At 51.8% G+C, this 16288-nt stretch carries 15 protein-coding genes and 1 tRNA gene; 8 read left to right on the top strand and 8 right to left on the bottom strand.

Annotated features, from left to right (window positions below; translation table 11 throughout):
* Positions 1–96 precede the first annotated feature (96 nt).
* A complete protein-coding gene (locus ATORI0001_RS03705) occupies positions 97–960 on the top strand; it encodes a hypothetical protein (protein WP_003149592.1) in 864 nt (287 codons plus the stop codon).
* 29 nt (positions 961–989) lie between these two features.
* Positions 990–2357, top strand: coding sequence for a zinc ribbon domain-containing protein (locus tag ATORI0001_RS03700; RefSeq protein ID WP_003149519.1), 1368 nt, complete (start codon positions 990–992; stop codon positions 2355–2357).
* A gap of 17 nt (positions 2358–2374) precedes the next feature.
* Here the strand turns inward: ATORI0001_RS03700 and ATORI0001_RS03695 are convergent, their stop codons facing one another.
* Positions 2375–3436 carry a homoserine O-succinyltransferase gene (locus ATORI0001_RS03695; protein ID WP_003149423.1) on the bottom strand — a complete coding sequence of 354 codons (1062 nt, stop codon included), beginning with the start codon at positions 3434–3436 and terminating at the stop codon, positions 2375–2377.
* Between the two features lie 128 nt (positions 3437–3564).
* Here ATORI0001_RS03695 and ATORI0001_RS03690 point away from each other — a divergent pair, with 128 nt between their 5' ends.
* The gene (locus ATORI0001_RS03690) at positions 3565–4938 is read left to right on the top strand and encodes a DEAD/DEAH box helicase (RefSeq protein WP_003149446.1); all 1374 of its coding nucleotides are present in this window, start codon (positions 3565–3567) and stop codon (positions 4936–4938) included.
* A gap of 61 nt (positions 4939–4999) precedes the next feature.
* On the top strand, positions 5000–5383 hold the full coding sequence (locus tag ATORI0001_RS03685; protein ID WP_003149422.1) for a DUF1304 domain-containing protein: 384 nt from the start codon (positions 5000–5002) through the stop codon (positions 5381–5383).
* 22 nt (positions 5384–5405) lie between these two features.
* Here the strand turns inward: ATORI0001_RS03685 and tadA are convergent, their stop codons facing one another.
* Entirely contained in the window at positions 5406–6002 is a 597-nt protein-coding gene (gene tadA, locus ATORI0001_RS03680) for a tRNA adenosine(34) deaminase TadA (RefSeq protein WP_003149208.1), read from the bottom strand.
* A 48-nt stretch (positions 6003–6050) separates the two neighbouring features.
* Here tadA and ATORI0001_RS03675 point away from each other — a divergent pair.
* The 4 genes from ATORI0001_RS03675 to ATORI0001_RS03660 all read left to right on the top strand — a co-directional run bounded on the left by ATORI0001_RS03675 (position 6051) and on the right by ATORI0001_RS03660 (position 10342).
* Positions 6051–6141 (top strand) — tRNA-Ser (locus tag ATORI0001_RS03675).
* A gap of 111 nt (positions 6142–6252) precedes the next feature.
* A complete protein-coding gene (locus ATORI0001_RS03670; RefSeq protein WP_003149097.1) occupies positions 6253–6807 on the top strand; it encodes a LemA family protein in 555 nt (184 codons plus the stop codon).
* Between the two features lie 326 nt (positions 6808–7133).
* Positions 7134–9014: a magnesium transporter gene (locus ATORI0001_RS03665; RefSeq protein WP_003148879.1), complete on the top strand. Its 1881-nt coding sequence runs from the start codon at positions 7134–7136 to the stop codon at positions 9012–9014.
* On the top strand, positions 9014–10342 hold the full coding sequence (locus ATORI0001_RS03660) for an Nramp family divalent metal transporter (protein ID WP_003149500.1): 1329 nt from the start codon (positions 9014–9016) through the stop codon (positions 10340–10342). Before ATORI0001_RS03665 ends, ATORI0001_RS03660 begins: the two co-directional genes overlap by 1 nt.
* Positions 10343–10345: 3 nt before the next feature.
* Here the strand turns inward: ATORI0001_RS03660 and ATORI0001_RS03655 are convergent, their stop codons facing one another.
* The 6 genes from ATORI0001_RS03655 to ATORI0001_RS03630 all read right to left on the bottom strand — a co-directional run bounded on the left by ATORI0001_RS03655 (position 10346) and on the right by ATORI0001_RS03630 (position 16229).
* Complete coding sequence (locus ATORI0001_RS03655) at positions 10346–10849, bottom strand: hypothetical protein (protein WP_003149306.1); 504 nt, start codon at positions 10847–10849, stop codon at positions 10346–10348.
* Between the two features lie 5 nt (positions 10850–10854).
* Positions 10855–11835 (bottom strand): RAD23 family protein, encoded by a 981-nt coding sequence (locus tag ATORI0001_RS03650; RefSeq protein ID WP_003149183.1) that lies wholly within the window; start codon positions 11833–11835, stop codon positions 10855–10857.
* Between the two features lie 74 nt (positions 11836–11909).
* A complete protein-coding gene (locus tag ATORI0001_RS03645; protein ID WP_003148939.1) occupies positions 11910–12359 on the bottom strand; it encodes a YtxH domain-containing protein in 450 nt (149 codons plus the stop codon).
* Positions 12360–12416: 57 nt separating this feature from the next.
* Positions 12417–13460: a cyanophycin synthetase family protein gene (locus tag ATORI0001_RS03640; protein WP_003149626.1), complete on the bottom strand. Its 1044-nt coding sequence runs from the start codon at positions 13458–13460 to the stop codon at positions 12417–12419.
* A 74-nt stretch (positions 13461–13534) separates the two neighbouring features.
* Complete coding sequence (locus ATORI0001_RS03635) at positions 13535–14887, bottom strand: hemolysin family protein (protein WP_003148946.1); 1353 nt, start codon at positions 14885–14887, stop codon at positions 13535–13537.
* Between the two features lie 151 nt (positions 14888–15038).
* The gene (locus tag ATORI0001_RS03630) at positions 15039–16229 is read right to left on the bottom strand and encodes an FprA family A-type flavoprotein (RefSeq protein WP_003149141.1); all 1191 of its coding nucleotides are present in this window, start codon (positions 16227–16229) and stop codon (positions 15039–15041) included.
* Positions 16230–16288 lie beyond the last annotated feature (59 nt).

The following is a 16288-nucleotide window of genomic DNA, read 5'->3' as shown; positions in this document are numbered from 1 at the left end:
TCTTAGTTTGATGTGCCTCTATCCGCTACGCCACCGCAATACGCAGTATCTGCACGCATTGTTCCAACAGTACGCAGTATCACGTTAGGAGACAGTATGAACACCAAAACAAACACCATTCTTCGCTATATTAACGTAGGTTTATGCTGTCTTTTAGCGATTCTTTTCATCCTTCCTGTTATGAAGCTTGATATCGTACAGCCCAATGGTGAGTATCTGATCCACTTCTCAATCGGACAATTCTTTGGATTTGCACAGCTTATAGAGGATTTTATGAAGTCCTACAACGCTACCCAGTCACTAAATGACCAGTCGCTTATTCTTTTTGCGAATGCGGCTAAAGAACTCTATATGCTTATCCTCTTCCTTATTCTGCCGCTTGTGGGTATTCTTCTTTCTTTACTCCCACGCACTATAAAAGTTTCTTGGCTTACGGGAGTAGTAGCCCTTATATGCTTAGTATGTTTTTCCGTGTTCTATCACCAGATTGACTCAAATATCTCGGCCTTCAACGCCCAGATGAGCGGATTTTACTCGATGAATTCATACCAACGCAGCGGCTACTCTTACATGTTCAGTATGGCTCCGTACGGATATCTCTATGTTCTTTTGTGCCTTGCTTCCGTCGTAGTCAGTATTGTCCTCTTTATAAAGCGCGAGAAGCCCGTAGCAGTGCAGGTTCTTGTTGACCCAACAACCGGAAGGGTTGTCGGAAGCGTTCCTGTAACTGTTCCGGGGGCACCGATGCAGGCCACGGCTCCCGTGACAACGCCAGCAACACCCGTAGTCCCTGTGGCTCCAACCATAACCACCGCACAACCGCAAACGGCGCAAACGGGAGCTCCAATGCCGGTCTCGACTCCTACACAATCGCAAATAGGGGCCCCAATGCCAACCCCAAGTCCTGACTTGCACGTCAGTCCTCAGCCACCGATTCCGGGAGCTCCCTCGAACGAATAGTCCTACGCATGAATTAAGGAGAAGTCCTTATGCTCTGTCCTCACTGTGGAACAGAAAACCCTGGCACATCAACGATATGCTCAAACTGTAGCGAGTCTCTGTCTGATAGTTCAGACAGCCCTGACAGCACCGACGACGCTGACAACATCGATAGTACAGATGGCACTGACAGCCCTGACAGTGAGACGAAGCACGACGAAGATAAAGACTCCGGCAGTGAAGTTAAACCCGGCAATAGCGACAAACCCAACGAGCAAACCGACTCCTCAACGGCTGTGCCTGATGACCCACAGGTCTTCTCGCCACCGACCATGTCGCCGTTCGTTGGGGATGACGCCGATGGCTCCATCTTCCAGCCGAGTCTTTTGTCGGACATCGACTATTCACAGTTCAACGTAGTAACGGACGGTGCCGTAGCAGACGGCGCAGACATCCCAACGACTCTCAAAAAACCACGATCAAGCAAGGCAATTAAGGTTGTCGGCATTGCGGTATTGGCCGTTGCGCTTTGCGTTGCGCTCGCAGGCGGCATTTGGTTTTTAGTGACCTCTCAGCAGAGCAGCGCAACAAAGTCCGAGGTGCAAAAACTCGAAGAGTCCTATCGATCTCAGGTAGATGGTATCGATGTGTCGCTAACGGAGGACAGCAGTCGCACGGACCTTCTCGCCACGTATCAAGATCTTGCCGACATTCAAAGCAAAATTGACGGCGACCAAGCGGCCGGAAAATTCAAACTCTCCGATGGTAGCGACGATCCCGATCTTGTGGCTGTAACCAGTTCGATTTCTGACAAGCAGAAGAAGATTGTTGACTGGTTTTCTTCGGACTATAAAAAGCGGCTCACCGCCAGCAGTTTTGACGAAGCCGATTCCGCCGATACGCTTGACCAGACAACCATCGACTCCAGAATCAGTGCGCTCAAAAACCTTCAGACTGACATTGAAAATGAACGGGTCATCTGGGGAGGAAACACCGGCAAGGGCTCCGATTACTCCAGCTACGTTAATCGCATTACCGAACAGATTGCTCGCGGCAACAAACTCTCAAAGGAGCTGCAGAAGAAGAACCAGGCCTCTGCCCATAATGCCGAGAAGAGCGGGCAGCCAAGTAAGAAAGCGCAGGACAAGTGGGTTGGTACGTATTCCGGAATGGGTACCGATGGGCTTTCGTTGGAAATTGTACTCGGCAGTGACGGCAGCGTGGTGTACCGCGAAGGTGGTACAAAGGTTACAAACGGAAGCTGGACGGGTGACGAGAATAGCGCCCAGATTTCATTTGGCGGTCAGGTCAGTTCTGCCAGCGAGCCGTTTACCATTACCTCTTCAAACGGAGGCAAACATATTGCCGTAAGTTCCGACAGCCCCTCATGGAATACCGACTACCTGGACAAACAGTAACGTATACGAAAAAGGCCTTAGAACCGACCGGTCATTCTCGACTCAGGATCCGCCGCGGCAATGCGTTTGCGCAGCTCAGAAATGGCCTCTGGGATTTTTTCCACCTCATACGGCGTCATCTGATACACCCAGTTAATCCAGTTGCGATACAGCAAATTGGCGTGCGCGCGCCACGTAAAAAGCGGCTGGCGCTCAGGATCATCCTCGGGGAAATAGTTCTCGGGAATCCGAATGGGCAGTCCCTTGTGAAAGTCTCGCCAGTATTCCTCCGCAAGAGTGTCGCGACCATACTCAAAGTGCCCGGTAACGTAAATCTCGTGGAAGTCTCGTGTGGCGAGAAGTGCCGGGCCGGAATCAAATCCCTCGGAAAGCACGGCAAGCTCAGAATGCTTGGAGAGCTCTCCCGTATCAATGGCAGCGTGCCGGGAATGAGGCATGTTGTGCACTTCGTCGAAACCGTTGGTTAAAAACGAGTATTCATCGCAGAGACGCTGCGGAAAGATGCCAAAGAGCTTAGAGCCCAGCTGTTTCTTAGGGATGCCGTAAAGATAATACAAACCCGCAAGCGCGCCCCAGCAAAGATACATCGTTGAAAAACAGTGCTCCTGCGACCAATCGACAATCCGACAAAACTCGTCCCAATAGTCAACGTCCTCGTAGCGCATGTCTTCGAGAGGTGCTCCCGTGACAATCAGCCCGTCGTAGTTTTTATGCTCAAACGACTCGAACGTATCGTAGAACGTTACCAAATGATCTTCGGGCGTGTGTTTAGAAACATGGCTTGAGATGCGCATAAAATCGCAGCTCACCTGTATGGGAGATTTCGAGATGAGCCGCAAAATCTGCGTTTCCGTCTGAATCTTTGTAGGCATAAGGTTGAGGATGGCAATCTTAAGCGGGCGAATTTGCTGATGCTCAGCGACCTCTTCTTCCAGCGCAAAAATCCGCTCCTGATGAAGTGTGTGTTTAGCCGGCAAACCATCCGGAATATTAATCGGCACGCCTACCCTACTTTCTTCCTCAGCGGCAAGATCAGCTGCAAGACTCCTTGCCCAGTGAACTTCTCGCCTAAAAAACATCTGCCACGAGCAGTTTAACAGTCAAATCCATAACGATTCCGCATAATCTTAGACCAGCCGGTTGATTGTGCGTCTCGCGCTACAAAAATTTAACAGACAGTATACGTATAGACAGTATACTTATATGCATGGATACTACTTTTGCCGAGCTCGGGCTAAACGAGCACATTCTTACGGGCGTTGAGACACTTGGTTTCAACACGCCGACCCCCATACAGGCTGCGGCAATCCCCGCCGTTTTGGCAGGAAAAGACGTGGTTGCCTCCGCACAAACCGGCACGGGCAAGACCGCTGCCTTCGTTTTTCCGGCGCTACAGGTTATCGATACAGGCTTTGGGGACGAGAAGACCGATCGCCCCGAGGTCCAATGCCAGCCGCAGGATGGGCAGCAACAAAGCTCGCAGCAGCAGGAGAGCCAACGCCGACGTCAACGTGGGGGCAAACGTAGGCGAAACAGAACTCGCGATCCGCAGGCGCTTATCGTCACGCCTACCCGAGAACTTGCCACGCAAATTGAACGCGTTGCCACCACAATATGCAAAAGCACCGGTCAACGTGCGGTTATTATTACCGGCGGCGCAAAGCTTAAACGACAGATTTCCGCCGTGCAAGCAGGTTGCGACCTTTTAGTTGCTACTCCCGGGCGCCTTCTGGACCTGATTGAACATCATCAGGTCAACCTGAAAAACATCAAAGTTTTTATTTTAGACGAGGCAGACCGCATGCTTGATATGGGATTTTGGCCCAGCGTTCGCCGCATTATGGACACACTGCCGCCTAAGCGTCAAACGTTGCTCTTCTCGGCAACACTACCGCCGTCAATCATCTCAACCATCGACAATATGCTCCACGACCCCACGATGATTGAAATTGCGCGAACCGGGCAAACTGCCGACACCGTTGAGGAACATCTGTGCCCCGTCGTGCAGGGGCAAAAGGTAGAATTACTTGAATCTTTGATACGTTCTTTTCGTCCTGCACCCGAGCGAATCCTGGTCTTTTGTCGCACGAAGCTCCGCGTGGACAGTGTTTATGCGGCGCTCAACAACGCCGGTTTCAAGGTTGACGTCATGCATGCCGATCGGCCTCAAGGTGCTCGCACTCGCGCGCTAACCAAGTTTCGTAACGGCACCATTCAAATTCTGGTTGCAACCGATGTCATGAGCCGAGGCATTGACGTGCAGGGCATAGACGCCGTGGTCAATTTTGACGTACCGCTGGATCCTGAGGATTACGTCCATCGTATCGGACGCACCGGACGCGCGGGAAGCGCAGGTCAAGCGTTTACGTTTATGGCTCCGGATGAAATTGCTCCGCTCCGCGAGATTGAGTACTTTACGAAATCGCTTATTTCGACGTGGGATCTCCCCAATTTTGGGTATCAGGAGGGTCGTATCGTATTGCCACAAAACCGACCTGCCACAAAACCCATACGTCCCATGTTTTCAGGCTCGAAGGCACGCGGACGCGGCTTTGGAGGTCGTTACGGAAGGCACTTTTAGCTTGCCGATATCGTATCGGCATACGGCACACACGTAACATAGTCAAGATATAAGGAGTTCCATGTTTGTTGCAGGTTTGATTTTTAGTATTTTGTCAGCGCTTTTACATATCTTTATCTTCTATATGGAATCCTTTGCATGGACAGGAGAGAAGAGCCGCACTGTTTTTGGTCTCACACAGGACGAGGTAGAAAATACTCGCGAGATGGCATTTAACCAAGGATTTTATAATCTGTTTTTGGCAATCGAAGTTCTTTTTGGCTGCGTACTCCAGCTCATGGGGAACATAACTGGAATCGCATTGGTACTTTTTGGCACCGGTTCTATGTTCGCTGCAGCACTTCTCCTTTTCATTACCTCACCCGACAAACGTAGTGCAGCCGCCAAGCAGGGAATGTTTCCGTTACTGGCGCTTATCTGCCTTATCTACGCTTTAATGCTGTAACTTATTTGACAGGCTACAACTCTCAGTTGTGCCCAATACTACTTGACCGCTGGCGACGTTCCCGGAAAAAGGCTTTGAGCTGTGCCGCTGCCTCATTGGCAAGCACGCCCGATGTTACCTGAAACTCATGATTCAATCTTGAATCGCAGCTTACGTCATAAAGCGTACCGAGAGCTCCACCTTTAGGATCGCAGGCACCAAATACACATCGGTCTATGCGTGAATTAACCATCAGACCTGCACACATAAGGCACGGCTCAAGCGTCACGTACACCGTGCAGCCTGTGAGTCGCCAGCGTTTCAGCACGCGAGATGCTTCTTCCATGGCGAGAAACTCTGCGTGTGCCGACGGGCTATTATCAACCTCACGTCGATTATGGGCACTTGCAATCACCTCTCCGTCGCACACCACAACGGCTCCGATGGGTACTTCTCCCTCGGCTGCGGCAGCGGCCGCCTCCGAAAGCGCAAGCCGCATGTACTTCTCGTCACGTGCAGCACTGTTTTGCTCACTCTTTACGATAATCTTCTCACTTTTTTTCTCGCCATTCTTGTCGCCGTCTTTCTCGCTATTGGCACCAAAATCTTGAGAACTCTCTGTATTTGTAAAATAATCCATCAGTCTCCTCGTAAAAAGTTGCGTTATGAGGTAGGATAATACCGCTTTGGAGAGGTGGCAGAGTGGTTGAATGCGGCGGTCTTGAAAACCGTTGAGCGGGAACACCGTTCCGAGGGTTCGAATCCCTCCCTCTCCGCCATTTCCGTCTCAATTTTAGCTCATATTTGTATCATCCATACGTTTTGGGTACACTTACATCAATTAGTACTGCGATTGACCTAGTACACCGCCGCACGTGAAAGGACTGGATATGGAAATCGCAATAATTGTTGTCGTCGTTCTTGTGGTCTTGCTGGTACTCTGGGGTATCTCGGTCTACAACAAAATTATTCGAGCCAACAATAAGGTCGATAACGCATGGCAGACCATCGACACACAGCTCCAGCGTCGAAATGACCTCATTCCAAACCTTGTTGAGACCGTCAAAGGCTATGCAAAGCATGAGTCCGGCACACTTGAGGCGGTAATCGCAGCTCGCGGAGCCGTCGCATCCGCTCGCACGCCTCAGGAAAAGATGGAGGCTTCGGGTACGCTTTCCAATGCGTTGACCTCGCTTTTTGCGGTTGCCGAAAGCTATCCTGAACTTAAGGCAAACGAGAATTTCCAGCAGCTTCAGTCCGAGCTCACCGATACTGAGAATCGCATTAGCTATGCACGCATGAGCTACAACGATGTGGTCATGGATTACAACAATGTCATCGCTGTCTTCCCCAACTCCCTCATCGCCGGTTCACGCTTTAAGCCTCGCCAGGGCTTCACCGTTGAAAACGATGCAGTTCGTCAGGCTCCAAAGGTGCAGTTCTAAACGCTTTGTTTTGTTACATCTGTCCGCCTGCTGCACCCGGTTACTGACCGGGTGCAGTTTTATTTATCCAAGGCTACAGATGGAAAGCCATTAAAACCTGTCAAAAACTTAGAGTCGCAAAAGTTTCTCGCCTCTCACGAAACCTCTAGCTGCTACAATGCTCTTGGTATGAGTGGCTTTCGCTACCCAAAGAGACAAGGAGAAAGGTCAGCATGAAACCCCGACCTCACAGTCGCTGACCCCTCGCGGTGTGCTCAATTACACCGTCAGGGGTGTAATTGCAAACTCGCTGCTTGCGCACGTGCAAGCTGCACAAAGGAGCACACATGATTTACCTATCCCAACTTCTTGGAAATCCCGTAATGGATTCACAGGGCGAGAAGATCGGCGTTGTTTCCGATCTTGGCATTGCCACCGGCGAGGTTTTTCCTCGCATCACGTCTCTTGCTTTTATGGGGCCCGGTCGCACACCTCTCATGATATCCTGGCGCAAATACGTGGAATCCTACGATGAAGACACCATTACGCTGAAGGTACCTTCCACTGAGATTCGCTTCTCGTACCTGCAACCTAATGAGGTCCTTCTCGCCCGCGACATCCTTAATAAGCAAATCGTTGATACACGCGGCATCCGTGTTGTCCGCGTTAATGACCTCAAACTCTCCGACACCAGCTCAACGCAGCTTCGCCTGCTGGGCGCCGAGGTGGGTGTGCGAGGGCTTTTGCGCAGCTTGTCGCCAAAGCTCGAAACCATCGTAACCCGCGCTGCTCGCGCCATGGGTCGCCCCATACCGGAGCGCATCATCGCATGGAGCTACATGGACTTAGTGGAACGCGATCTTTCCAACGTCAAGCTGTCCGTCTCACACAAAACCCTCGATGAGCTGCACCCCGCTGATGTCGCAGACATCATCGAACGCCTGGACTCCCGTCTGCGGAGCCAAGTCTTTGCCCAGCTCGATGACGAGCAGCGCGCCGGTGCAATGGCGGAATTTAACGACGACGCCATGGCCGTTGAGCTCATCGGCGGCATGAACGAAAAAGAGGCGTCGCGCATCCTGTCAGAAATGGATCCGGATGACGCAGCCGAGCTGGTTTCCGAGTTGAGTTACGACCGTGCCGAGAAGCTCCTGCGCTTGATGGGCGTTAAAGAACAGCGCGCCATCCGTCAGTTGCTGGGATATCGTGAGGACACCGCCGGCCGTATCATGACCTCGGAAGCACTCTCGCTGCCGGAAGACCAAACGGTTGCGTATGCGTTTGAGCGACTACGCGCTCTTGACGAGGACTTTGAGACGGTTCGTTATCTTTACCTCACGGATTCCGACGGCCGTCTTTCAGGCATTGTTACCTTGAATCAGCTTATCGTCTCCGACCAAACCCAGAAACTCGAAGAGATCGCCAACAAGAACCTCGTTACCGCATCGCCCGAAGACGACCAGGAAGACGTTGCGCGTAACATCGCCAAATACAACTTGCTTGCCATGCCGGTTGTCTCGGATGACCAGCGCCTGCTTGGCATCGTCACGGTCGATGATGCACTGGACGTCCTCGAAGAGGAGCACGCCGAAGACCTGCAGATTGCCGGCGGCAGCTCCGATGGCGACGGCGGCGAGCGAAGCCGCGACGTCATTTGGTTTTTCCATCGCAACATCTGGATCTTCTTCTGGATTATTGCAACGGGCGCCGCATCGGCTGCAAGCTCGCTCGTCTTCAATACAAACATTGCTCCAACGCTGGTGTTTCTCGCCTGCCTTGCCATGCCGGTGGCGCTTATCCTCGCCGACGACACCATCAGCTACGTCACCAACTTCTTCCTCGAGGACGATCCCGGAAGCGAAGACTCCCCCTCCATTCTGGGCTTTGGTTTCCGCTCACTGCTCTTGGGCCTTCTGGTTTCGGGCGTGACCGCCGCACTTGGAGCCGGTCTCGACGCGGTTATTATGAATTGGCTGATGGAGGTGCCTGCGGGATCAATCATCCATCACATTGTGGTCTCGGCATTCGGCGCCGCCGCTCTCTCGGCCTTGATTTCATTCATCCTGACCCCGGCATACCTTGCCATTCTTCGACACCGTGACGAGAAGAACCAGGAAACCTCAGGCTTCGCCCTCTCTCTTATCTCAATGGCCATTGCCGTGGTAACTTACCTGGCAGCCGCCGGTGGTCTTTTTGTTCTGCAAACCTCTGTCGGGCTGGTCTTCTAATGTATGGCGAGAACAACAAGAAGAACATTACTCCGTCTGCCTCTGCCGAACATAAACCGCTGACCCAAGACCTTTCTCCCGCCTCAGCCGAACCTAAAAAGGTCAACAAGAACAGCTGGAAGTATATCCTCATGGCCATGGGACCGGGGCTGCTCGCGGCATTTGCGGGCAACGACGCCGGCGGTATTGCAACGTATTCCAGCGCCGGTGCGTCGTTTGGTTATACGCAGCTCTGGACCGTGCCTATCATGTGCTTTTTGCTCATCGTAGTACAGGAAACCTCGGCGCGCATGGGCTGCGTCACCGGCAAAGGCCTCGCTTCCCTCATACGCGAGCGCTTTGGCATCCGTCTCTCAACCCTCGCAATGTTTGCACTTTTGATATCAAATATTGCAGTAACATTCTCGGAGTTCGCAGGTATCGCTTCAAGTATGGATCTTTTTGGTATCCCAACCTATGTTTCGGTACCCATCAGCGCTCTTCTCGTCTGGATTCTTACCGTAGGCGGATCGTATCGCCGTATCGAAAAGATCCTCTTGGCCATCAGCTGCATTTTTGTTACGTATGTAGTGGCGGGCATCCTCGCAAAACCCGACTGGCTCGAAGCGCTCCGCGTCACCGCCATCCCGCAGATGTCCACCGACCCTTCGTATATCTCGCTTTTGGTTGCGAATATCGGTACCACCATCAGCCCATACATGATGTTTCTTGTTGCATCAAACGTTGTCGAGAAGAACCTCGATACCAGCGACATTCCCGCGCAACGTGCCGACAATGTTGCCGGAGCTGTTCTGGCGGAGATTATCACCTGGTTTATCATGCTCACCACGGGAACGGTTCTCTTTCCCGCGGGAATTCGCGTAGATTCCGCCGCCGAAGCTGCATCTGCTTTAGTGCCACTTGCAGGTCAATATGCCTCTACACTCTTTGCCTTGGGCATGGTAGGCGCATCGTTTCTTGCCGCATGCGTTTTGCCCGGTATTACGGCAAGCGCCATCTGCGAAGCATTTGGTTGGGAACGCGGTGCAGATCGGACCTGGTCCGAAGCCCCACTCTACCATGGCATTATCACATTAGTCTTGGTTATCTCGGCTATAGTCATTTTGATACCAGGTGTAAGCCTCTTTGGAATCATGCTTGTTGCCCAGGTCATAAACGGCATCCTGCTACCCGTCCTACTCATCTTTATGGTAGTTATTGCAGCCGATAGGCACATCATGGGAACGTTTGCTAACGGACGTGCGTGGAACTTACTCACGTGGTTCACTATCGTCACCGTTATCATTTTGACCGTTGTCATGTTTGTCCTGCAGGCCATGGGACTCTAGGGATTACTTTTTCGCAGATAGGCTGCCTTTAGAGGGTTTCTTCCGGATGGGTTTCTTTTGAGCCTGTTTCTCCTTGGCTGGCCGCTTCCTTTTGTCTGGCTCTTTCTCTTTTTGCACCGGTTTAAAGAGACACCTAATGCGCCGGACAAAACACTTACGACGTTTATCGTTAGAGGAAATTGTTACGTAGATAAGAAACACGACAAGATATACCAAAGCCAAGCCCATAACCCAAACAAGCGGCATTCTCCTAAGGATTATTTTAAAAACAAAGAGTTGTGCCGCTATAAAAAAGCAGGCTGCGATATTCTTAATCAGTCGCGGAAGCATCGACCGCTGAGAAAAGACTTCCTCAACGGCTTTCTTGATGCAATCCTGCCCCCTAAGCTCCTTGTATCTCTTCCGCACGGAAGAGATCTGCAACACAAAAGCCATGGCACAAAGACTAAATGCAGCAAAGACTATGAAGAAAAGAATGAGCTCTATGACTTCGTTGTCAAAAAACATTGCAGCTACTTACTTGCCTCATCAAACTCATCCTTAAAGGACGAGAACATCTTGCCCATGCGCCCCAGCTGCTTGCCGAAGCTCTTTGCTGCGTCGTCAGATGTCACTCGGGAAGAGGCTTTCTTCTTTGTCGATGAGCTCCTCTGCGATGTCGGTGCATACGTCTTAACGGGTTCCTGAGACACCGTGCCGCCAAGGCTCTTCTCGGCACTCGGTTCTTCAAGCGCAACAGCCTCGGCGGGTACCGGATCCGGTCGCGGCTCGGTAGCATTCTCGGGCTCGGTGGCGTCTTCAAGAGCTCGTTTTGCTTTGCCGATCATGTGTCCAAGCGAGCGCCCGCCTTTGACGCTTGCCTCAGACATTGCCTTACCTGCTTTTCCGGCAAGCTCGGAACCTTTGGCAACGGCTGCGGCATACCCTTCGCCCGCCTTACCGGCAAGACCTCCCGAGAGCGCTGCGCTCTCCGCGTCGGCCGTAAGAATCATGGCATCGTCACGATAACCCAACACCCATTCGGGCTTAATTTCAAACGAGCCGATAAGAGCCGCAGCAGAAGATCCGCTATCCACTAGGAAGTTATTGACGTGGCCGGTAGCCGGATTGAAGTTTGCACCGCTGACAAAACCGAGCGTTTTTCCTGATTCGGTCACGGCTTTCATACCGTGCCACATGATGCAGCGATCCCAGTCAAGCCCGAGACGCGCTATCGCCTTTTTATCCAGCGATCCTTCAGGACGGGCAACCAGAAATCCCTTGTCAAATGTGGTGAGCGCATCAAAAGCAACAAACACGTCATTGCGCTTTACCATACCTGCGATATCGGGACGTTTAACCATTACGCCCACCACCTGCGGAAGGTCAGAGTCAAACACAATCACATGGATGCGTCCAAGTTTTGACGAGCGCTGCTGTCCGGCTTCCTTGTCCTTTTTATTCTGCTTTTTGGGAAGGTATACCTTAATACCTATAAGCTCGTTTGTTTTCACGCAAACCCTTTCGACAAAAACGGGGCGCCCATGGACGTCCCGTTCCAATACATACTCCTTGAGCCGGTTAAACCCTAAAACTCAGTATGCTCGGCTTCGTGCTCTTCGCCGGCAACGTTTTCGATGGTTACCCCTTCGGCTTCGGAAGGGCTTGGAGCAACCTGAGCCGAAACGGAATCCGCCACAGCCTCAGCACTGTTCTGTACCTGCTCAGAAGCAGAAGCGACCGCATCGGAAAGCGATTCGCGGAGCTGATCCATGCGCTCACGTGCCAGATCAACCTTTGCACGAAGCTCATCGGTCTTGGCATCAACCGTCGGACGCACCTCGTCGATCTTATCGCTTACCACACGAGAAGTGCGCTCATAGGAATCAAGTGCGGAATCCCATGCGTCATTTACTGCGTCGGCCGCCATTGCGCGGGTTTCCTCACCTGGTCGCGGTGCCAAAAACAGACCTGCAGCTGCACCGGCTGCTGCGCCAAAAATAGCCCCGGCTAAAAATCCGGCAGACTTCTTGCTCATGGGAACCTCCTATCAGAGCAGTATGTTCTGCTCTTCCGAAACGTACCGCTCACGCACCTATCTCACAGGCCGTGGCCTCGGTACGTTAATCATACTCCAGTCATCGGGCAGGTCATCGTCAAACGACGTACCTTTGTGCAAATCTGCAGCATCCGCATGCTCTGCAGACGCAGAATCATCCTCAGCATCGGAAGCAGCGGCATCGGTGGCGTCCGCAGTTCCCGCGTCTTCATCTTCCTCCACGTATGGATGATCGTACGTTTCATCGAAACTCTGATCATCGGCACCTTCCGAGGTAGAATCCGGCTGCTCATCATCGTACCAATCATCGTCAACGGCACCGTCTTCCGCATCAGACGACACCTCTCTATATTGATCGTCGTAAAATGTTGCGCGCGTTGACTCATTGGGATTCGCTTCATTGTAGGAAGCATCCTCAACGTCTTCCACGTCATAATCATGTTCACCGGACGCCTCATAAGCTGCTTCATCTACAAGTTCGCCCTCGGCAAACTCCTCGGCAACTTCATCTCTCTCGAAACCCTCAAAAGATCCGTCTTTCTCGCCGACCAAAACATCGGAAGGCTGATCTTCTTCCGAAAGGTCTTCCTCAGACGTATCCTCACCGTCAACGCTTTTAACAAGCGCCACAAGGCCTTGCGTAATTGCATCGATGTTTGGTTTGGGATCTTCCCCATCGGCATAGGCCCAGTTCAAAATCCACGCCGCACTTGAAAGGGCTCCGGCCACCAACACGTCATCGGGGCACGCAAGGCTTACCTCAAACAGACCGAGTTTCTCGTCAAGCGTTGTCGTACGACCGGACGTAATGTCTCCTGCCCTGTTTGTAAGGGCGAGAAGTTCCACCGCCACATGCTCAAGGAGGTGCGCCACTTCCGTGTCGGAAACGACATCGCCAAACTGAGGCGCCGTATCACCAAGACACGCGTGCTTCTCGACCCCCGGAAGGAGATCCACGACGCGCCGCGTGCCAATAGCATCATCGGAGGTCATACGTGGTGCATCATCTGAAAGCTGAATCGTAGCGTCAAGGTTTCTTGGTCCTACGACAACCTTTTTAATGTGAATCAGCTCTGCCATGTCTTGTCCTCTTCCTGCTCAAATGAGAGAATTACTCATCATATTTTAGTCAAAAACTGCAATTTATATATAGCTCATCCGTTAGCGGTCGTTTTTTCCGCAGTGTCTTCATGTGTGCCGGTCTTTTCCTCCAAAGTTTGCTGCGGCTCCGGCGCAATCACCCGCAAGAGCGAAAGCCTGCGCCTGCGCATCATCTGCACGCGGAACCGCCAACCGTCCTTCTCAAACGTGTCGCCCGGCCGCGGAAGCCTGTCGGCAAGCTCAAGCACGAACCCCGCAATGGTCTCATACTCTTCCGAGTCCTCAACCGGCCATCCAAGCTCTACGGCATCATCAAGCGAGAAGCGGCCGTCAACCAGCCATTCTCTATCGCTTAACTGCGTAAGGTACTTGTTGTCGGGATCAAATTCATCGGCAATTTCACCGACAATCTCCTCGACAATGTCTTCAACCGTAATGGCACCCGCAGTACCACCATATTCGTCAACGACAATCACCATTTGATCGCGAGAAGATTGCATCTCGGAGAGAAGCGGAATGATGTCTTTCGTATCGGGAATGTAATTTGCCGCGCGGACATACTGCGCGATGTGCTTCTCGCCCGCGTGTTCTTCAAGAATGGGCTCGATAATATCTTTGATGTGCGCGATTCCCACAATACGATCAACGTTGTCGTGGTAGATGGGAATGCGAGAATAGCCGGTCTTACGCATGACCGTAAGGACCTCAGACAACGTGGAGATGTCTTCCATAGTAGTAAGGTCAACACGCGGCACCATAACCTCACGCGCAACCGTATCGCCCATATCGATAACCTCGTGGATCATCGACTTTTCTTCTTCGGAGAGCTCGTCGGAATCTTTGACGATATAGCGGAGCTCTTCCTCAGAAAAATCTTGGTGATCTTCATGTACGTCAATGCCTAAGAGCTTTGCGATACCATTTGCGGAAGCTGAATTCAAAATAACAATGGGTTTTGCCAGCGTCATAAAGAAACGGATGGGGCCAACAACTGCCTTGGAAACATTTTCCGCATTGGCAAGGGCAATCTGTTTTGGCACCAACTCTCCGATAACCGTTGAAACATACGAGAGTATCAGCGTAATAACCACCACGGCAGTAGGATGCGAAAAATCCGAAGGTATGCCCATGCTCGCAAGCCAGCTGCCAAGCGGAGTGGAAAGGCTTGTTGCGGCAAAAGCAGACGACGCAAAACCCACCAGCGTAATGGCCACCTGAATCGTTGCCAAAAACGGCCCGGAGTCATTGGTGAGGTCGAGAACCGCGCGAGCGCGCTCATCGCCCTCCTCAGCCTCAGGCTCAAGCGACGTCCTCCTTGCACTGACCACGGCCATCTCGGAAGCCGAGAAGTAGCCGTTTGCCAAGGTCAGAAGCAGTGTCACTAAAATACTTAACGCTACGTCCATATGTGGTATGGGCACCTGCCTAATCGAAGTTAAAAAGCCACGTAGGTATTGTACTCTACGTGGCTATTTCCTGATCAATTCTTTATAAATGCGTAACTAATTCACGGACTTTTCCACTTTGCCGTTTGCTTCAGGCTTTTACCCCAAGCTTTTACTGTACGAGCTTTTCCACCTGGGCGCGAACGTCCTTCAAATCTTCCTCAGACGGCAGCCAACCGATGGTATATGCCTTGCCATATGGAAGAGTAAACTCGGCCTTCTCAAGCTCTTCTTCAACCATCTTGGGGCCAAGCGGCGCCCAGCCGTATGAGCCGAATGCAAAGCCAATACGATGCTCATTTTTAGGAGAAAGGCCTGTCATATATGTCAAAAATGCACTCACCGTGGGCAAGAACTTGGAGTTAAGTGTAGGAGATCCAACGCAAACATACTTGGAATCAAGGAAGTGATACATCACATTGGAGACGTGCGTCTCTTTAAGGTCGCAAAGCTGTACGGGAATGCCCTGTGCCAAAAAGCCATCCACCAGCGCATGGGCCATCTTATCGGTTGAGCCCCACATGGAATCATAGACAACCAGTGCCTTTTCCTTCAGTGCACCGGATGTCCACCCCTCATACGCATCGATAATATCTTTCACGTGTGAGCGCCACGCAACGCCGTGAGCGGGAGCGATAATATCTATGTTCTCCAAACCAAGCTTTTTGACCGCCGTTACCGCCGAGTCTGCCTGGCGGCCGTACGGCAACACAATGTTGGCGTAGTACTTACGCGCTTGTTTCATAACCTCGCAGTAATCGCTTTCATCGTCAAAGCGTGTGGAGGAAGCATAGTGCTGTCCAAACGCATCATTGGAGAAGAGAATCTTATCGACGTCGGAGTAGGTAACCATATTGTCGGGCCAATGCACCATCGGTGTTTGCACAAAGTGAAGGGTACGCTTACCAATCTTCAGGGTGTCTCCCGTTTTTACACCGTTGACCTCAAGATCTTCTCCATAAAAGGCTTTAAGCTCTTTAACGCCCTGCGGAGCCGAGGCATACACGGCAGCATTTGGTGCCACCTTGAGAATAGCTGGCAGTGAGCTGGAGTGATCCATTTCAATATGGTTGCATACCACAACGTCAATCTTCGCCGGGTCAACAATGCTTTGGATGCGCTCGATAAGTTCATCTGTCATGGTGTACTTAACCGTATCGATAAGCGTGATCTTCTCGTCCAAAATAAGATACGCATTATAGGTAATGCCCTGCTCAGTGGTATACCCATGGAACTCCCGGGCGTTCCAATCAATGGCACCAACGGCATACACATCAGGCTTAATTTGCACTGCACTCAACATATGGTCTCCTCCGTAGGATTTGGGTGGCTGTTGTTATTGTAGCGGATAGCTTTATGCTA

It is taken from the genome of Lancefieldella rimae ATCC 49626, assembly GCF_000174015.1.
Lineage (GTDB): Bacteria > Actinomycetota > Coriobacteriia > Coriobacteriales > Atopobiaceae > Lancefieldella > Lancefieldella rimae.
The sequence above is the reverse complement of the archived record's forward strand: the minus strand, read 5'-3'. Positions and strand labels throughout refer to the sequence as shown.

What these genes read in the sequence shown, in the direction of transcription:
- ATORI0001_RS03645 (WP_003148939.1), bottom strand. Translation starts at nt 12,359, where the DNA reads ATGAGCAAGAAGTCTGCCGGATTTTTAGCCGGGGCTATTTTTGGCGCA.
- ATORI0001_RS03640 (WP_003149626.1), bottom strand. Translation starts at nt 13,460, where the DNA reads ATGGCAGAGCTGATTCACATTAAAAAGGTTGTCGTAGGACCAAGAAAC.
- ATORI0001_RS03655 (WP_003149306.1), bottom strand. Translation starts at nt 10,849, where the DNA reads ATGTTTTTTGACAACGAAGTCATAGAGCTCATTCTTTTCTTCATAGTC.
- ATORI0001_RS03705 (WP_003149592.1), top strand. Translation starts at nt 97, where the DNA reads ATGAACACCAAAACAAACACCATTCTTCGCTATATTAACGTAGGTTTA.
- ATORI0001_RS03670 (WP_003149097.1), top strand. Translation starts at nt 6,253, where the DNA reads ATGGAAATCGCAATAATTGTTGTCGTCGTTCTTGTGGTCTTGCTGGTA.
- ATORI0001_RS03635 (WP_003148946.1), bottom strand. Translation starts at nt 14,887, where the DNA reads ATGGACGTAGCGTTAAGTATTTTAGTGACACTGCTTCTGACCTTGGCA.
- tadA (WP_003149208.1), bottom strand. Translation starts at nt 6,002, where the DNA reads ATGGATTATTTTACAAATACAGAGAGTTCTCAAGATTTTGGTGCCAAT.
- ATORI0001_RS03690 (WP_003149446.1), top strand. Translation starts at nt 3,565, where the DNA reads ATGGATACTACTTTTGCCGAGCTCGGGCTAAACGAGCACATTCTTACG.
- ATORI0001_RS03685 (WP_003149422.1), top strand. Translation starts at nt 5,000, where the DNA reads ATGTTTGTTGCAGGTTTGATTTTTAGTATTTTGTCAGCGCTTTTACAT.
- ATORI0001_RS03695 (WP_003149423.1), bottom strand. Translation starts at nt 3,436, where the DNA reads ATGTTTTTTAGGCGAGAAGTTCACTGGGCAAGGAGTCTTGCAGCTGAT.
- ATORI0001_RS03630 (WP_003149141.1), bottom strand. Translation starts at nt 16,229, where the DNA reads ATGTTGAGTGCAGTGCAAATTAAGCCTGATGTGTATGCCGTTGGTGCC.
- ATORI0001_RS03665 (WP_003148879.1), top strand. Translation starts at nt 7,134, where the DNA reads ATGATTTACCTATCCCAACTTCTTGGAAATCCCGTAATGGATTCACAG.
- ATORI0001_RS03660 (WP_003149500.1), top strand. Translation starts at nt 9,014, where the DNA reads ATGTATGGCGAGAACAACAAGAAGAACATTACTCCGTCTGCCTCTGCC.
- ATORI0001_RS03700 (WP_003149519.1), top strand. Translation starts at nt 990, where the DNA reads ATGCTCTGTCCTCACTGTGGAACAGAAAACCCTGGCACATCAACGATA.